The organism is Pseudomonas sp. 2835 (genome assembly GCF_050435905.1).
In the GTDB taxonomy this organism is placed as follows: Bacteria; Pseudomonadota; Gammaproteobacteria; order Pseudomonadales; family Pseudomonadaceae; genus Aquipseudomonas.
Genome location: NZ_JBNDLE010000020.1, coordinates 49,424 through 66,382, shown reverse-complemented (window position 1 = coordinate 66,382; position 16,959 = coordinate 49,424). Strand labels below are relative to the sequence as shown.

Here is a 16,959-nt window from a genome sequence, read left to right as displayed (position 1 = left end):
GCGGAAAAAATCCGCGCAAGTTCACCGCCAAGGCTCAATTTGCGAATATTTCTGCCCAGCCGGCCAATCTGCCCGCAATCGCCCGAAAGCTTTGTGCTAGCATGCTGGCCTTGAGCTCGCCGCCGGCTTTTTCTTGCAGCTTGCAGCTTGCAGCTCCCAACTGTGTTTTTACTATTCCAGTCACTCTGGTTCGTTCCCTGGCAGGCCTTCGGGCTTCTGCCACTGTGAGGCAGGCTTTGCTTGTGCAAAGACAGGGGCGGATCGCGTACTGGCTCATCCCAACCCACGTGACCTTTGGTAGGGGTCACCACTAGGAGAGGAGGCGCCATGCCCATTATTACTCTTCCCGATGGCAGTCAACGTTCATTCGACAAGGCAGTTTCGGTTGCCGAAGTCGCCGCATCCATTGGTGCGGGCCTCGCCAAAGCCACCGTCGCCGGCAAGGTCGACGGCAAGCTGGTCGACGCCTGCGACCTGATCGAGAACGATGCCAGCCTGCAAATCATCACGCCCAAGGACGAAGAGGGGCTGGAGATCATCCGTCACTCGTGCGCCCACCTGGTCGGCCACGCGGTCAAGCAGCTGTACCCGACTGCGCGCATGGTCATCGGTCCGGTCATCGATGAAGGCTTCTATTACGACATCGCCTACGAGCGTCCTTTCACGCCCGAAGACATGGCGGCGATCGAACAGCGCATGCAGCAGCTGATCGACACCGAGTACGACGTCATCAAAAAAGTCACTCCGCGCGCCGAAGTGATCGAAGTGTTCAAGGCCCGCGGCGAAGACTACAAGCTGCGCCTGGTCGAGGACATGCCGGATGAACAGGCCATGGGCCTGTACTACCACGAAGAATACGTCGACATGTGCCGCGGCCCGCACGTGCCGAACACCCGTTTCCTGAAATCCTTCAAGCTGACCAAGCTGTCCGGCGCCTACTGGCGCGGCGACGCTAAAAACGAGCAGCTGCAGCGCGTCTACGGCACCGCCTGGGCCGACAAGAAGCAGCTGGCTGCTTATATTCAGCGCATCGAAGAAGCGGAAAAACGCGACCACCGTAAAATCGGCAAGCGCCTGGGCCTGTTCCACCTCCAGGAAGAAGCGCCGGGCATGGTGTTCTGGCACCCGAACGGCTGGACCCTGTACCAGGTACTCGAGCAGTACATGCGCAAGGTTCAGCGCGACAACGGTTACCTGGAGATCAAGACTCCGCAGGTTGTTGACCGTTCGCTGTGGGAAAAGTCTGGCCACTGGGCCAACTACGCCGACAACATGTTCACCACCCAGTCGGAAAACCGCGACTACGCCATCAAGCCGATGAACTGCCCATGCCACGTGCAGGTGTTCAATCAGGGCCTGAAGAGCTACCGCGAGCTGCCGCTGCGTCTGGCCGAGTTTGGTGCCTGCCACCGTAACGAGCCGTCGGGCGCGCTGCACGGCATCATGCGCGTGCGTGGCTTCACCCAGGACGACGCGCACATCTTCTGCACCGAAGAGCAGATGCAGTCCGAGTCCGCCGCCTTCATCAAGCTGACCATGGATGTCTACGCCGACTTCGGCTTCAAAGACATCGAAATGAAGCTCTCGACCCGCCCTGAAAAGCGCGTCGGTTCCGATGAGCTGTGGGATCGCGCCGAAGCTGCACTGGCCGCCGCCCTCGACAGCGCCGGCCTGCCGTACGACCTGCAGCCGGGCGAAGGTGCCTTCTACGGGCCGAAGATCGAGTTCTCGCTGAAGGATTGCCTTGGCCGCGTCTGGCAGTGTGGTACCCTGCAGCTCGACTTCAACCTGCCGATCCGTCTGGGCGCCGAATTCGTCTCCGAAGACAACGGCCGCAAGCATCCAGTGATGCTGCACCGCGCAATCCTCGGTTCGTTCGAGCGTTTCGTCGGAATTCTCATCGAGCATTACGAAGGTGCATTCCCGGCCTGGCTCGCGCCAACCCAGGCGGTGATCATGAATATCACCGACAAGCAGGCCGAATTCGCCCAGAATGTTGAAAAAACTCTCAATGAAAGCGGGTTCCGTGCCAAGTCCGACTTGAGAAATGAGAAAATCGGCTTTAAAATCCGCGAGCATACTTTGCTCAAGGTCCCTTACCTTTTGGTTATAGGGGATCGCGAAGTCGAAACGCAAACCGTCGCTGTGCGTACTCGTGAAGGCGCTGACCTGGGCTCGATGCCCGTCGCTCAATTCGCTGAATTCCTCGCTCAAGCGGTTTCCCGGCGTGGTCGCCAAGAATCGGAGTAATTACTATTAAGCGTGAAATGAGAAACGATAAACGAGCTGCACCGAAGGCCCCGATCAACGAGAATATCTCGGCACGCGAGGTTCGGTTAATTGGCGCTGACGGCGAGCAGATTGGCATCGTCTCGATTGATGAAGCGCTTCGTATCGCTGAAGAAGCGAAGCTGGACCTGGTAGAGATTTCTGCCGACGCAGTACCGCCTGTCTGCAAGGTCATGGACTACGGCAAGCACCTCTTCGAAAAGAAGAAGCAAGCTAACGAGGCCAAGAAGAATCAGAAGCAGGTCCAGATTAAAGAAATCAAGTTTCGTCCAGGGACGGAGGAGGGGGATTACCAGGTAAAACTACGCAACCTGGTACGTTTCCTGAGTGATGGGGACAGGGCCAAGATTTCCTTGAGATTTCGCGGTCGTGAGATGGCCCACCAGGAGCTGGGTATGGAACTGTTGAAGCGGGTCGAAACTGACCTTTTGGAATACGGTTCCGTCGAACAGCATCCTAAGATGGAAGGACGCCAGCTGATCATGGTCATCGCACCCAAGAAAAAGAAATAACCACCAGGGCACGGCAGGCCTTGCGGTTATGTTTATCAACTGAATGCGGAGTATCCGAACATGCCAAAAATGAAAACCAAAAGCGGTGCGGCCAAGCGTTTCTTGAAAACGGCTAACGGCATCAAGCACAAACACGCTTTCAAGAGCCACATCCTGACCAAAATGTCGACCAAGCGTAAGCGTCAACTTCGTGGTAGCAGCTTGCTGAACCCGTCGGACGTGGCAAAAGTCGAGCGCATGCTGCGCCTTCGTTAATTTTTGGTTCTAGATAGAGGAAGTTACTCATGGCTCGTGTAAAGCGTGGCGTCATCGCTCGTAAGCGTCACAAGAAAATTCTGAAACTGGCTAAAGGCTACTACGGCGCTCGCTCGCGCGTATTCCGTGTTGCCAAGCAAGCGGTCATCAAGGCAGGCCAATACGCCTACCGCGACCGTCGTCAGAAAAAACGTCAGTTCCGCGCTCTGTGGATCGCTCGTATCAACGCTGGTGCGCGTATCAACGGTCTGTCCTACAGCCGCCTGATCGCTGGCCTGAAAAAAGCGTCGATCGAAATCGACCGCAAGGTTCTGGCCGATCTGGCAGTGAACGAAAAAGCGGCGTTTGCTGCGATTGTCGAGAAAGCTAAAGCCTCGCTGGCTTAAGTACCCCCGACAATCACCAGGTGTCATTTCCGGCGCCTGGTGTTAAACGTCTTAATAGGGGAAGAGCCTGCGCTCTTCCCCTATTTCGTATCTGGAGTCTGTACATGGAAAACCTGGACGCGCTGGTCTCCCAAGCCCTGGAGGCCGTGGAACGCGCTGAAGACATCAATGCCCTGGAACAGATCCGGGTGCAATTCCTTGGCAAGAAAGGCGAACTGACCCAGGTGATGAAGACCCTGGGCAACCTGCCAGCCGAAGAGCGGCCGAAAGTCGGTGCGCTGATCAACGACGCCAAGGAACGCGTCACCGAGGTCCTCAACGCGCGCAAAGCGGCGTTTGAAGAGGCCGAGCTCAGCGCCCGACTGGCCGCCGAGTGCATTGATGTAACCTTGCCGGGCCGTGGCCAGACCTCCGGTGGTCTGCATCCGATCACCCGTACCCTGGAACGCATCGAGCAGTTCTTCACCCACATCGGCTACGGCATCGCCGAAGGCCCTGAGGTCGAAGACGACTACCACAACTTCGAAGCGCTCAACATTCCCGGCCACCACCCGGCCCGGGCAATGCACGACACCTTCTATTTCAATGCCAACATGCTGCTGCGTACCCACACCTCGCCGGTGCAGGTGCGGACCATGGAGTCCACTCAGCCGCCAATCCGCATTGTCTGCCCGGGCCGCGTTTATCGCTGCGACTCGGACCTGACCCACTCGCCGATGTTCCACCAGGTCGAAGGCCTGTTGATCGATCGCGACATCAATTTCGCCGACCTCAAAGGCACCATCGAAGAATTCCTGCGGGTGTTCTTCGAAAAAGAGCTGGCGGTACGTTTCCGTCCGTCGTTCTTCCCCTTCACCGAGCCTTCGGCTGAAGTCGACATCCAGTGCGTGATCTGCAGCGGCAAAGGTTGCCGTGTGTGCAAGCAGACCGGCTGGCTGGAAGTCATGGGCTGCGGCATGGTTCACCCCAACGTGCTGCGCATGTCCGGCATCGACCCGGAAGAGTTCCAGGGATTTGCCTTCGGCATGGGCGCCGAGCGCCTGGCCATGCTGCGTTACGGCGTCAACGATTTGCGCCTGTTCTTCGACAACGACTTGCGGTTCCTTGCGCAATTTCGCTAGGTCGCGCACCCGTAACGAATCTTTCAGGAGAGCAGGATGAAATTCAGTGAAAAGTGGCTGCGCGGTTGGGTCAACCCGCAGGTATCCCGTGACGATCTGGTCGCCCGTCTGTCGATGGCCGGCCTTGAGGTCGACAGCGTCACCCCGGCCGCCGGCCAGTTCAGCGGCATCATCGTCGGTGAGGTGCTGAGCACCGAACAGCACCCCGATGCCGACAAGCTGCGCGTGTGCCAGGTCAGCAATGGCAGCGAGACCTTCCAGGTAGTGTGCGGCGCGCCCAACGTGCGCCCTGGCCTGAAGATCCCGTTCGCGATGATCGGCGCCGAACTGCCGGGCGACTTCAAAATCAAGAAAGCCAAGCTGCGTGGCGTTGAATCCTACGGCATGCTCTGCTCGGCGGCCGAGCTGCAGATCAGCGAAGAAAACGACGGCCTGCTGGAACTGGCGGCCGACGCCCCGGTTGGCACCGACATTCGCCTGTACCTGGACCTAGACGACGCCAGCATCGAGATCGGCCTGACCCCGAACCGTGGCGACTGCCTGTCGCTGGCCGGCCTGGCGCGCGACGTCGGCGCCCTGTACGACGTGCCGGTGACCCGTCCGCAAGTGCCGGCTGTTGCCGCCACTCACGACGAAGTGCGCCCGGTTGAAGTGCTGGCCCCAGCGGCCTGCCCACGCTACCTGGGCCGCGTTATCCGTAACGTCGACCTGACCCGGCCGACCCCGCTGTGGATGGTCGAGCGCCTGCGTCGCTCCGACCTGCGCAGCATCGACGCCGCCGTCGACATCACCAACTACGTGATGCTCGAACTCGGCCAGCCGATGCACGCCTTCGATCTCGCCGAAATCAACGGCGGCATCCGCGTGCGCATGGCCGAAGAGGGCGAGAAGCTGGTACTGCTCGACGGCCAGGAAGTCACCCTGCGCCCCGACACCCTGGTCATCGCCGACCACAGCCGCGCCCTGGCCATTGCCGGTGTGATGGGGGGGGAGCACAGCGGCGTTGCTGCTGGCACCCGCGACATCTTCCTTGAGAGCGCCTTCTTCGAGCCGATTTCCGTTGCTGGCAAGGCCCGTTCCTACGGCCTGCACACCGATGCCTCGCACCGCTACGAGCGCGGCGTCGACTCGCAACTGGCCCGCGAAGCCATCGAGCGCGCCACCGGCCTGCTGCTGGAGATCGTCGGCGGCGAAGCGGGCCCGGTGATCGACGTCACCAGCGAAGCGCACCTGCCCAAGGTGGCCCCGGTCACCCTGCGTGCCGAGCGCCTGACCCAGATGCTGGGTATGGAAATGGCCAGCGCCGAAGTCGAGCAACTGCTCAACGGCCTGGGCCTGAAAACCACCGCCGGCGAAGGCCAGTGGCAGGTTGAAGTACCAAGCCATCGCTTCGACATCAGCCTGGAAGTCGACCTGATCGAAGAGCTGGCGCGCCTGTACGGCTACAACCGCCTGCCAGTGCGTTACCCGCAAGCGCGCCTGGCCCCGCAGGCCAAGGCCGAAGCCCGTGGCGAACTGCCGGCGCTGCGCCGCCTGCTGGTGGCCCGTGGTTACCAAGAAGCCATCACCTACAGCTTCATCGACCCGAAACTGTTCGAACTGTTCAGCCCGGGCGTCGAGCCGCTGCTGCTGGCCAACCCGATCTCCAACGACATGGCGGCCATGCGTGCCTCGCTGTGGCCGGGCCTGGTCAAGTCGCTGCAGCACAACCTCAACCGCCAGCAAGACCGCGTGCGCATGTTCGAAAGCGGCCTGCGCTTCGTCGGCCAGCTGGGCGACCTCAAGCAGCAGCCGATGCTCGCCGGTGTGGTCTGCGGCAGCCGCCTGCCGGAAGGCTGGGCCAACGGCCGTGACAGCATCGACTTCTTCGACGTGAAAGCAGACGTAGAAGCGGTACTGGGCTTCTCTGGCTCGCTCGCCGAGTTCACTTTCGTTGCCGGCAAACACCCGGCGCTGCACCCGGGCCAAACCGCACGCATCGAGCGTGACGGTCGCGAAGTCGGCTACCTGGGTGCCATCCACCCGGAGCTTGCCAAGACTTTGGGCCTGGATCGTCCGGTGTACGTCTTCGAGCTGGTGCTGGGTGAAGTGGCCGAAGGCCGCCTGCCGAAGTTCAGCGAACTGTCGAAATTCCCGGAAGTGCGTCGTGACCTGGCCTTGGTGGCAGGGCGTGATGTTGCTTCGAGCTCGGTGCTTGAAGTAATTCGTGACAATGCAGGCGAATGGCTCACAGACCTCAGGCTGTTTGATGTTTATCAAGGTAAAGGTATTGATCCTGATAGAAAAAGCCTGGCCGTCGGCTTGACCTGGCAGCATCCATCGCGCACTCTTAATGATGAAGAGGTGAATACTGCAACCCAGAACATCCTCACCTCGCTCGAACAAAGGTTGAACACCACGTTAAGGAAATAGCGTATGGGTGCTCTGACGAAAGCTGAGATGGCCGAACGGCTGTACGAGGAGCTGGGCCTGAACAAGCGCGAGGCCAAGGAATTGGTCGAGCTGTTCTTTGAGGAAATCAGGCACGCTCTTGAAGACAACGAGCAGGTCAAATTGTCCGGATTCGGCAATTTCGACCTGCGCGACAAGCGCCAGCGGCCGGGCCGCAACCCCAAGACCGGGGAAGAAATCCCGATCACGGCGCGTCGGGTCGTCACCTTTCGTCCAGGGCAGAAGTTGAAAGCCCGAGTTGAGGCCTATGCTGGAACCAAGTCATAACGACGAGCTTCCGCCGATTCCAGGCAAACGCTACTTCACCATTGGTGAAGTGAGTGAGCTTTGCGCGGTAAAACCGCACGTGCTCCGCTACTGGGAGCAGGAATTCCCGCAACTCAACCCGGTAAAGCGCCGCGGCAACCGGCGGTACTATCAGCGCCAGGACGTGCTGATGATCCGCCAGATCCGCGCGCTGCTGTACGACCAAGGCTTCACCATCGGCGGGGCGCGTTTGCGCCTCTCTGGCGACGAAGCCAAGGACGACACCACCCAGTACAAACAACTGATCCGGCAGATGATTGCCGAGCTGGAAGACGTCTTGGTGGTGCTGAAGAAGTAACCCTTATCGGGCCCGGAATTTTGGAAAAAATGCTTCCATAATTCAAAAGGTTAGGGTACATTCTTCAACGTTCTCAGCAACCAGGGGAACATGCTTCAAGCCCAGTCGGGGCGTAGCGCAGCCCGGTAGCGCACTTGCATGGGGTGCAAGGGGTCGAGTGTTCGAATCACTCCGTCCCGACCATTATTTAGAACGACTAAGCCACCTTCGGGTGGCTTTGTTGTTTCTGGGGTAGGGGGCTTTTGGTTGAATTGGCCTTGTTCAATATTCCGATCTTCTGCTCAGAATGGTTAGTGCTGGTCCTCGTGAAGCGGGGGCTCACATCGTATTTGTCGCCTCTATCAACTGGTAAGCCCGGCGTCTGAGTTGTGGCTGCTGGTGCTCCCGTTCTTGAGATTAACCTTAATGAAAGGCCTGGGGTGCTTGGGCATCAATGTGCCGGGGTGAGCTGAATTGTTTACCCAGTAAATTGATTTAAAAGGGTATTTTTTTGTTTGAAGATGTACTTGGAATACCGTTTGGAATAACGCAAGGATCGCGTTGATGACACGGAGAGGACGGTAGGTGCCGAGTTGCCCTCCATTAACTCTCAATAGTAGCCACCCGGTGAGTCGGGTGAGCTTTTCAGATTTGGAGTACGTCTGTAAGCGTAAGCAAACGTGCCGTGAGCGTTTCCTGGCCGAGATGAATGAAATCAGCACCTTAGCCGTATGTCGATACTGGCTCGAAGCTATCCAACCGGTTAAGGTGTGGCATTGATCACATATACCTCACAGGGATGCGGCGAGCACGCCCTCCCTGCTTCTGTGTAAGGAACGTGCGCGTGAACCAGCAGACCCTGGCCCCCTTCATCTGGAATATCGCAGATCTGCTTCTGGGAGCCTTCAAGCCCTCCGAGTACGGCCGCATCATCCTTCCGTTCACCGTGCTGCGTCGTCTGGAATGTGTGTTGGAACCCACCCGCGGCAAGGTACGCAGCCAGTATGAGGCGATGAAGGCCAGTGGCGTGGACATGGACCTGATCTTGCCGACGACGGCCGGCGCAACCTTCTACAACGTCTCGCAGTTTTCCCTGGACAGCGTGGGCTCCACCAGCACCCGCGCCAACCTGGAAGACTACATCGCCAAGTTCTCCGCCAACGCCCGCCAGGTGTTCGAGCATTTCGCCTTTGACCGGTGGTTGGAGAAGCTGGAGAAAGCCAACCTGCTGTACCTGGTTACGCAGAAGTTTGCAGCAGTCGATTTGCACCCGGACAAGATCAGCAACCACGAAATGGGGCTTATCTTCGAGCACCTGATCCGCAAGTTTGCCGAGTCATCCAACGATGATGCTGGGCAGTACTTTACCCCGCGCGATGTGGTGCGCCTGGCCACCACCCTGGTATTTGCGCCGGATCATCAGGCACTCAACGGCGATGGTGTGGTGCGCACCGTGTACGACTGCGCCGCCGGCACGGGCGGCTTTCTGTCTTCGGCCATCGAGCAGGTCTACGAGTGGAACCCCAATGCCCGCCTGGTGCCCTACGCCCAGGAGCTGAACCCGGAAACCTACGCCATCTCTGTGGCGGACAAGCTGATCCAGGGCTACGACACCCGTAACATCAAGCTCGGCAACACCCTGTCCGACGATCACCTGCGCCATGAGCAGTTCGACTACTGCCTGGCCAACCCGCCGTTCGGCGTGAAGTGGGAGAACGTCCAGAAGCAGGTGCAGGCCGAGCACAGCCAGCAAGGCTTCGCCGGCCGCTTCGGCGCCGGCCTGCCGCGCGTGGGTGATGGTTCGCTGCTGTTCCTCATGCACCTGCTGTCCAAGCGCAAACCGCTTGAGTTGGGCGGCAGCCGCATCGGCATCGTGCTGTCCGGCTCGCCGCTGTTCAACGGTGGCGCTGGTTCGGGCGAGTCGGAGATTCGCCGCTGGATTCTGGAAAACGACTGGTTGGAGGTAATCATTGCCCTGCCAAACGACCTGTTCTACAACACAGGCATTGGCACCTATATTTGGGTGCTGTCTAACCACAAAGAAGCGCTGCGCAAGGGCAGGGTGCAACTGATCGACGCCAGCGCCATGCATGCGCCGATGCGCAAGAGCTTGGGCAGCAAGCGCAAATACCTCTCGGATGAGCAGATTGCCGAGATCGCCAAACTGCACGAGGCCGTAGAGGAAGGGCCGAACTCAAAGATCTTCGGCAACACAGATTTTGGCTACCGCCGTATCACCGTCGAGCGCCCGCTGCGCCTGCGCTTCTCGGCCACTCCGGACAAGCTCGCCGCCTATCAGAACACCAAGGGCGCCGATCAGATTGAGGCCTTTGCCGGCGTGCAGGGCGAGTTCGACAGTTTGGCGACCTTTCTCCAGGCCGCCGGTATCAAGAAGCTCGGCAGGGGCGCGTTGAAAGCTGCACTGGCCTGCTTCGGTGAGCGCGACGCCAATGCTCAGCCGGTGTTGGACGACAAGGGCAACCTGCAGGCCGACTCCGACCTGCGCGAGTTCGAAAATGTACCGCTTAGCCAGAGCATCGCCGACTACTTCGCCCGCGAAGTGCTGCCCCATGCGCCGGATGCCTGGATCGATACCGGCAAGACGGATGCGAAGGACGGCCAGGTCGGCATCGTCGGCTATGAGATCAACTTCAACCGTTACTTCTACGTCTACCAGCCGCCACGCTCTCTTGCTGAGATCGATGCCAACCTCAAGGCCGTGGAAGCTGAGATTGCTGCGCTGCTGGGGGAGGTAACGGCATGAGCCATTACAAACCCTATCCGGCCTATAAGGACTCCGGGGTGGAGTGGTTAGGGCGGGTGCCGGAGCATTGGGTCACGAAGAAGCTTCTTTATTGGATTTCAGGCTATGGCAGTGGTACTACGCCCTCAAGTGAGGATGAGTACTCCACAGACGGAATCCCTTGGGTTACAACGGGAGAGCTCAGGGAAAACACCGTGTTTTCTACCGATAAGTGCGTCACTCATGATGCGCTCAAAAATAACTCGGCGCTGAAGCTCCATCCGGCAGGCTCTCTGGTGATCGCCATGTATGGCGCGACGGTTGGACGGCTTGGGGTACTCGGGATTGAGGCCACTTTGAATCAGGCGTGCTTCGCCATTCACCCTAGTGAGAGGGTAATGATTCCCTTCCTGCGTCATTGGTTCGAGGGATTTCGGACTGAGCTAGTAGGTCTGGCTACTGGTGCAGGCCAGCCAAACATAAGCGGCGATAAAATCCGCAACCTGTTACTTCCCTGCCCTCAGGAGCTATCGGAGCAAGCGGCAATAATTACTCACCTCGACCGTGAAACTGCCCGCATTGATGCGTTGATTGGAAAGAACACCCGCTTCATCGAACTCCTGCGCGAAAAGCGCCAGGCACTGATCACCCATGCCATCACCAAAGGCCTAGACCCCAAAGCGAAGTTGAAAGACTCCGGCGTGGAATGGCTAGGGGAGGTGCCGGAGCATTGGGTGATTAAACGCTTCCGTGACATCAGCATCAGCATTTCCACAGGGCCGTTTGGTACGGCACTGGGTAATGAGGACTACGTCACGGGGGGAATTCCCGTGATCAATCCTTCGCACATTGTTGATGAGCAATGCAGTCCCGATCCGGATATCACAGTGTCGGCAGACACTGCAGAACGGCTGAGTTTCTGGGCAATGCGCGCAGGTGATTTGGTTACTGCGCGTCGTGGTGAGCTTGGTCGTGCTGCGATTATCTTTAATGAGCAGGATGGCTGGATCTGTGGTACGGGATCACTACGAGTGCGTCCTAATTCTAGTCAGGTCCTAACCGGATATCTCCACACTGTCCTACAGTCGCGATATGCCCGTGAGTGGCTGAATCTGGCGTCTGTGGGGGCAACGATGGCGAACCTCAATGAAGGCATTCTTGGCAGTCTCCCTTTGGCGCTTCCTCCCTCAACTACTGAGCAAGAACAGCTCTTGTCATCTCTGGCGACTCAGAGTGAACGTCTAATCAAGATTGAACAGAAGGCGACGCTCAGTGTGGCTCTTTTGAAAGAGCGGCGCTCGGCTCTAATCACCGCAGCCGTCACCGGCCAGATCGACCTTCGAGAGGTTGTATGAACCCAGGTCGCAGCCTGCGCTTATTTCTGGTGGATGGCACACCCAATGGCCTGCTCACCGCTGAGATCATGAACTGGACCGGCCATGTGCTGACCGGCCCACGCTCCAAATTGGCCGAGCTGGTGCAACGCCCCGAATGCACGCGTACCGGCGTGTACTTTCTTGTCGGCCCCGACCCGGACGACAGCCTGCGTACCCGGGTGTATATCGGCGAGTCTGATGATGTGGCCCAGCGTCTGAAGCAACATAACCGTCCGCAAGAGCAGGGTGGCAAGGACTTCTGGGAACGTGTGTGTCTGATCACCAGCAAGGACCAGAACCTGACCAAGGCCCATGCCAAGTATTTGGAGAGCCAACTAATCCAGATCGCCAGTCAAACCGGTCGCTGTGTAGTAGGCAATGGCACAGCGCATAGCTACACCAACTTGCCTGAGTCGGACCGTGCGGACATGGCGTTTTTCCTCGAGCAGATCCGCATTGTGCTACCAGTGCTGGGCTTCGACTTCCTGCGCGAGCTGATCAAACCCTCCAAGCTCGTTACGGCACCAGTCGAGCAACCGGTTAGCCAGTCGCCGCGTTTTGCATTACAGCTTCCAAAGAGCAAGGAGCGCGCGCAAGCGCAAGAGGTTGATGGTGAGTTTTTTGTACTGAAAGGGTCCCGAGCTCGAGCTCAGTGGGTAGGAACTGCGGATCACAACTACCGGAACCTGTACCAGCAGTTGGTGAGTGACGGTGTCATGATCAGTGACGGAAGTGAGTACCTAATGTTCAAGGACGACTATGCCTTCAGTAGCCCGAGTGCCGCAGCAGCGGTTGTGTATGGTCGTGCAGCCAGTGGTCGAATCTCTTGGTTGGTCGAGGGTAGTGGCGAAACTTATGCCGCCTGGCAGGACAGTCAACTGAGTGGTATCGGTGTGAAGCCAGAAAATGAGTTGCTAAGTGAATAAGATCGAGCAGCCGCAGCGGTTGATCCTGGTGCGCTACGAGAACATCAGCGGATACGCCAGGTAATTTACATTTCGGTCTTTGGATTTGTCGCGGTAAGGGATTAGGCGTCGATGAAACTCACCACCAGCTGGTTGAAACCACCCTATGCGAGTGGCGGTATTGATCACCTCGGCACTCAGGCGCCCTGCGTAATGATCTATGGCCAGTTACTGCCTGGCATTACCAATGTCACCGATCGGGCGCGCTACTACTCGTTCTATCCTTGGTTGGTATGGTCCTATGACCAGCGTTATGCGAAGAATGACTACAACCACTTTGTCGAGCGGTTTCGGCGTGCAGACTGCCTATTCACCCTGATTGCCGAGCAGCACGCACAGGTGACCGACCACAATAACGAGCGACACGGCGTCGCTATGGTCGGTCGCACCAAGCTGGTTCCCTCACTTGCCAGTCTGAAAGCCGGTGAACCACTGCGACTATCGCTCTACGCGACGACCGAGGAAACGCCACAGCGCTACTTCTTGAATCGGCTAGGTGGTCTTTCGCAGTACTACGCGGGCACACTGGCCGATCTGCAGCTTATGGAGTCGTCCGGTCGTTCCTGGAGTTTTTATAGCGGCCAGTATGGTGCGCCACTGGCGCAGAGTGTCGATGCGTCGGTACCTGGTGAGCGGTTCTGGCAGGTTGTAGAAAACGACTTGGTGACGCTCGAAGAGCTCGACGAGCTGAGCGGTTTCTGTGCCTGCAACGTTGCTGGCAGCCTACGCGAGCATCAGCAGCTCACTGATATTTTCTTCGATACAGGCAACCGCTATTCAGAGGAAGGCACTCAGCGACGCCGAAGCTTGGGTCTGATTCAGCAACTGGCGGAAGCCCTGCCGAACGGATGGGATCTGACCGAGGATGTGTTCCGAGCCTGTGTCTATAGCGCCACTCTACCCTATGGCGCTGCGTGGGAAATTCCCGATGCCTTGCAATCCACTCAGGCGCACTGGGCTGTCTATGTGCGTAATGACCTCATGTCGGTGGCGTTCCAGACGATCCTCGCCATCTGCCTGCAGGAACTGCAACCGCAATCGGCGGCGCAGCGGCGGGTATTTCATAGCGTCGAGATGTTCGCTGACTGGTTTGCCGGCTCGGCAACGGTTGCCGGAGTACTGAGTAATCTGGGGGCGGGCAGTTTTGCAGATCTGGTTGCCAGCAGCAGGGCGAACGCTCCGGCGCTTACTGACTGGACAAACGACGCGCATGAGATTCAGTTGGGTTGGCAGTTAATTGGTGGCTGGCAGCCGGGCGTGGATATTGCGCCGCTGCTTTCAAATAGCCTGAGCCTGCTGGCAATGTTAGTTGCTCGCGATGATCCAGGGGCGCAGCCGTATTCAGGGTTGGCAATTACTTATGAGGCACTCAGGGACTATCCGATCAACCTCATCAGCTTCCGCAGCCGTGGTGCCGACTGGATGACGATGTCTCTCGAGCATGTGGTTACCGATCTGGTCGTTTGGTGTCTGGATACCCATCTTCGAGTGGCACTGCGCAAGCTCCGACAGTCCAACCGCTCGACCTTCCATTTGCGACCGTCCGAGCGAGGCCTGGAAGTGGTGGGTGACCAGGTCCCGCCGCCATCCCAGACCACTCCTCGTTTCCGGCAGGCGGTGCAGATTCTTCGCGACCTTGGAATGCTGGCGCGTGATGACAGCCACATGACCAGGCTGACTGCATCTGGTCGGACGCAGATGGAGGTTGCCAGTGTCTGACGACGTCTCCCTTCTAGACGTGATCAAACGTGGAGGTTACGAGGCCTCGCTGATAACCACCTTCAACGCGACTCTGCCTTTCTACGAGGAGGTGTTGCTGCGCAAGCTGGTAACAGCCGGATGCCGGCATAACGTGGTGCTGATGGATCGGGGCCAATGTGCAGCCTCATGGGAAAGCCAGGCGACCCGGCCTCGGCTGGCTGGTCATGCCTACACGCTGCTACCGATTGGCGTGAGCGGCGCGTTTCACCCGAAGGTCTGTCTTTTGTTGGGGGCGAAGAAGGCATCGATTCTGGTCGGCAGCCACAATCTCACGCTGTCGGGGCTTGGCTTCAACCGCGAAATCACCAACTGGATCGAAGTTGGCGGTGCCAAGGATGGTGAGGGGATCGCCGTTCTCAAGGCTGTCTGGCTGATGCTCCGTGAGTGGATCGAGTTGGAGCGCGGCAAGGCTCCAGAGCCTCTGTTGGAATCGGCGCTGGCAATTGGCCGTTTCATCAGCCCTTTGATTGCCACGGCCGGAGACCTGGGCTCGCCTGCGGTGTTGGCGCAAGGTCCGAGAGGGCTGGCGCTGATCGATCAAGTTGCTGAGCGGATTACAGCTCCGATCAGGAGGATTGCGGTGCTGGGGGCGTTCTTCGATCGGGAGCTGGCTCTGCTCAAGGAGTTGAAGGCCCGTTGGCCCGCTACAGATATCGTGGTGGGTATCGATCCCGACTCGGTCCATCATCCAGGCAACTTTGATGGCGAAATCGTTCGGTATGTGGATGCGCGAAAGGTTGCTAATCGGGCCGGCTATCTGCATGCCAAGGTGCTCTATCTTGAAACGCATGGCGTTGCGACCGATGTGTTTGTCAGTGGTAGCGCGAACCCCAGCCGTCCCGCCTGGATGGGTGGTGTGAATGTCAATGTCGAGGCCATAGTGCTTCAGGCAGGCACTGCCGCCCGAAGTGCTGCTGAGGCCACTTCAATGCTCAGCCTGTTCGAGTTGCCCGAGCTGGCACCAGAGGAGTTCGCTGCGATCCAAGAGCGCAACAAGACCATCGAGATCGAGCAGCAGGCGTCGTTGCCACTGCTTTCGGGATTTTCGGATGGGGGGAGTGGCCTGATACGAATCAGTTATCGGGGCGAACTGATGTCGGTGACTGCAGCTGTAATGCTTGGCCCGAACCAGGAGAAGCTGGAGACGCTTGCCCCACTGGACATACGTGACAACGAGGTCGTGTTCAGAACCAATATTGAGGCGACAAACATTCGCTCCTGTCTATTTGAGCAGAACGGCAGGTCGATCGCCCGGGCGATGATTCTGCACCCCTCGATCCTTGAGGCGAGCTCCCGGTCCTCTAAGCAGTACCAGATTCGCTCGGCACTCAGTGAGCTGGGCTCGAGTGAGGCCGATATATCGAAGGTCATCGCCACCGTTGAGAGGGTGATCTTCGCGGAGCAGTCCGATCACGAGATCCAGATGGCAATCCGCGAGTGTCGGGATAAGAAAGATGCGCTTCCAGTTGAGGACGGACCACCATCGTTGGTGATCAGTGTGAGCGACATGGCTCGGATGAGGCGCAAACAACGTGTGTTGAAGTCCGGTGACTTGGCCTACCTGATCGATGTGCTCATGCGACGCCTGAGCGACGGTCTCGAGGTGCAGAGTGTCGAGGTCGATCAGGCTGGGCGGAGCGAAGAGGAACAGGTTGGCCAGGAGGACGATGGCGGCGATGAAACGAGCGATCCAGTCGACAAGCCCCAGTTCTGGGACGCTGAAATCGCTTTGGCCGTTGCCAGGAAGGCAAGGGCATTGAGCAGAAAAATGGTCGAGCAACTGAAGCTGGCCAGCCAGGACGAGTCAAGGAAAGTCAGTGCGTTGATCCAGCTGATTGCGGTATTGGCTCTGATTCGTGAGCTACGCCATCTCGACAAGCAGAAACGCTGGCGAGCAACTGGGCAGGATCTCGTGGAAGAGCGAGATCGTCGTTATCTCCTCGATGAAAGCATCAGGTATTTACTCGGTTCGGGGTCGCGGCTCCTCGAAGTGATCGACAAGTCGATCGACGACGATGCCGATGAGACGATGCAGCTTACTACCTTGCTGGTTTGGCTGGCTTGGGATCTGGGTGATGAATTGACGGCCAAGGTCAGCCTAATGTGGGGTACGGATGAAAAACTCCGTAGGTTGCAGGCGAATGCGGTGTTCCTGAGACTGATGCCGTCAATCGCTGCAGACCAGGATGCCAGTGCAGAGCTGCGCGAAAGCATTCAGCGGACACTCAAGCCAACTCCGAGCGCCTCCATTCAGGCAGAGCATTGGCTAATCCTGCATCTGGCTTATGGTTCCTCTTGGTCGCAGGGACAGAAGGAGACCGACGAGTTTGAGCTCGGCGGATACTGCAGGATTTTTGGTTTGGATGATCAGCCGAGGGTCATCGTTGAGCTTGATCAGAATAACGTCGGCTTTTGGGATTTCGATGATGTACGGAAGTTTAAGCGTGACCGAGTAGTTGCGCTGAGGCCGACACAACCAGCAAGTTACGCCCCGAATTGAGCTGTAGTTGGACAAAC

Annotated in this window: 13 protein-coding genes, 1 tRNA gene and 1 pseudogene; all 15 read left to right on the top strand. The window is 58.3% G+C overall.

Annotated elements, in window-relative coordinates:
* Positions 1-327: 327 nt before the first annotated feature.
* The 15 genes and pseudogenes from thrS (at position 328) to ABIE20_RS22705 (ending at position 16,942) form a co-directional block, all read left to right on the top strand.
* On the top strand, positions 328-2,250 hold the full coding sequence (gene thrS, locus ABIE20_RS22775; RefSeq protein WP_045194537.1) for a threonine--tRNA ligase: 1,923 nt from the start codon (positions 328-330) through the stop codon (positions 2,248-2,250).
* Positions 2,250-2,801 carry a translation initiation factor IF-3 gene (gene infC / locus ABIE20_RS22770; protein WP_174242331.1) on the top strand — a complete coding sequence of 184 codons (552 nt, stop codon included), beginning with the start codon at positions 2,250-2,252 and terminating at the stop codon, positions 2,799-2,801. Before thrS ends, infC begins: the two co-directional genes overlap by 1 nt.
* A 60-nt stretch (positions 2,802-2,861) precedes the next feature.
* Positions 2,862-3,056, top strand: coding sequence for a 50S ribosomal protein L35 (rpmI, locus tag ABIE20_RS22765; protein WP_045194535.1), 195 nt, complete (start codon positions 2,862-2,864; stop codon positions 3,054-3,056).
* A 29-nt stretch (positions 3,057-3,085) separates the two neighbouring features.
* On the top strand, positions 3,086-3,442 hold the full coding sequence (gene rplT / locus ABIE20_RS22760) for a 50S ribosomal protein L20 (protein ID WP_010222414.1): 357 nt from the start codon (positions 3,086-3,088) through the stop codon (positions 3,440-3,442).
* A 104-nt stretch (positions 3,443-3,546) separates the two neighbouring features.
* Positions 3,547-4,563, top strand: a complete 1,017-nt coding sequence (gene pheS / locus ABIE20_RS22755) for a phenylalanine--tRNA ligase subunit alpha (RefSeq protein WP_038994580.1) — start codon at positions 3,547-3,549, stop codon at positions 4,561-4,563.
* 36 nt (positions 4,564-4,599) lie between these two features.
* Positions 4,600-6,975, top strand: coding sequence for a phenylalanine--tRNA ligase subunit beta (pheT, locus tag ABIE20_RS22750; protein WP_429507485.1), 2,376 nt, complete (start codon positions 4,600-4,602; stop codon positions 6,973-6,975).
* A 3-nt stretch (positions 6,976-6,978) separates the two neighbouring features.
* Positions 6,979-7,281 (top strand): integration host factor subunit alpha, encoded by a 303-nt coding sequence (gene ihfA, locus ABIE20_RS22745; protein ID WP_002553164.1) that lies wholly within the window; start codon positions 6,979-6,981, stop codon positions 7,279-7,281.
* Entirely contained in the window at positions 7,262-7,618 is a 357-nt protein-coding gene (locus ABIE20_RS22740; RefSeq protein ID WP_038994582.1) for a MerR family transcriptional regulator, read from the top strand. Before ihfA ends, ABIE20_RS22740 begins: the two co-directional genes overlap by 20 nt.
* A 106-nt stretch (positions 7,619-7,724) precedes the next feature.
* A tRNA-Pro gene (locus ABIE20_RS22735) sits at positions 7,725-7,801 on the top strand.
* A gap of 423 nt (positions 7,802-8,224) precedes the next feature.
* A pseudogene (locus tag ABIE20_RS22730) lies at positions 8,225-8,359 on the top strand (IS5/IS1182 family transposase); the annotation flags it as partial.
* An 82-nt stretch (positions 8,360-8,441) separates the two neighbouring features.
* Complete coding sequence (locus ABIE20_RS22725; RefSeq protein ID WP_429507484.1) at positions 8,442-10,361, top strand: type I restriction-modification system subunit M; 1,920 nt, start codon at positions 8,442-8,444, stop codon at positions 10,359-10,361.
* Complete coding sequence (locus ABIE20_RS22720; RefSeq protein ID WP_429507482.1) at positions 10,358-11,695, top strand: restriction endonuclease subunit S; 1,338 nt, start codon at positions 10,358-10,360, stop codon at positions 11,693-11,695. The genes ABIE20_RS22725 and ABIE20_RS22720 overlap by 4 nt, the downstream gene beginning before the upstream one ends.
* Positions 11,692-12,642 (top strand): GIY-YIG nuclease family protein, encoded by a 951-nt coding sequence (locus tag ABIE20_RS22715; RefSeq protein ID WP_429507480.1) that lies wholly within the window; start codon positions 11,692-11,694, stop codon positions 12,640-12,642. The genes ABIE20_RS22720 and ABIE20_RS22715 overlap by 4 nt, the downstream gene beginning before the upstream one ends.
* Before the next feature lie 111 nt (positions 12,643-12,753).
* Complete coding sequence (locus tag ABIE20_RS22710; RefSeq protein ID WP_429507478.1) at positions 12,754-14,400, top strand: hypothetical protein; 1,647 nt, start codon at positions 12,754-12,756, stop codon at positions 14,398-14,400.
* Complete coding sequence (locus ABIE20_RS22705; RefSeq protein WP_429507477.1) at positions 14,393-16,942, top strand: hypothetical protein; 2,550 nt, start codon at positions 14,393-14,395, stop codon at positions 16,940-16,942. Before ABIE20_RS22710 ends, ABIE20_RS22705 begins: the two co-directional genes overlap by 8 nt.
* Positions 16,943-16,959 lie beyond the last annotated feature (17 nt).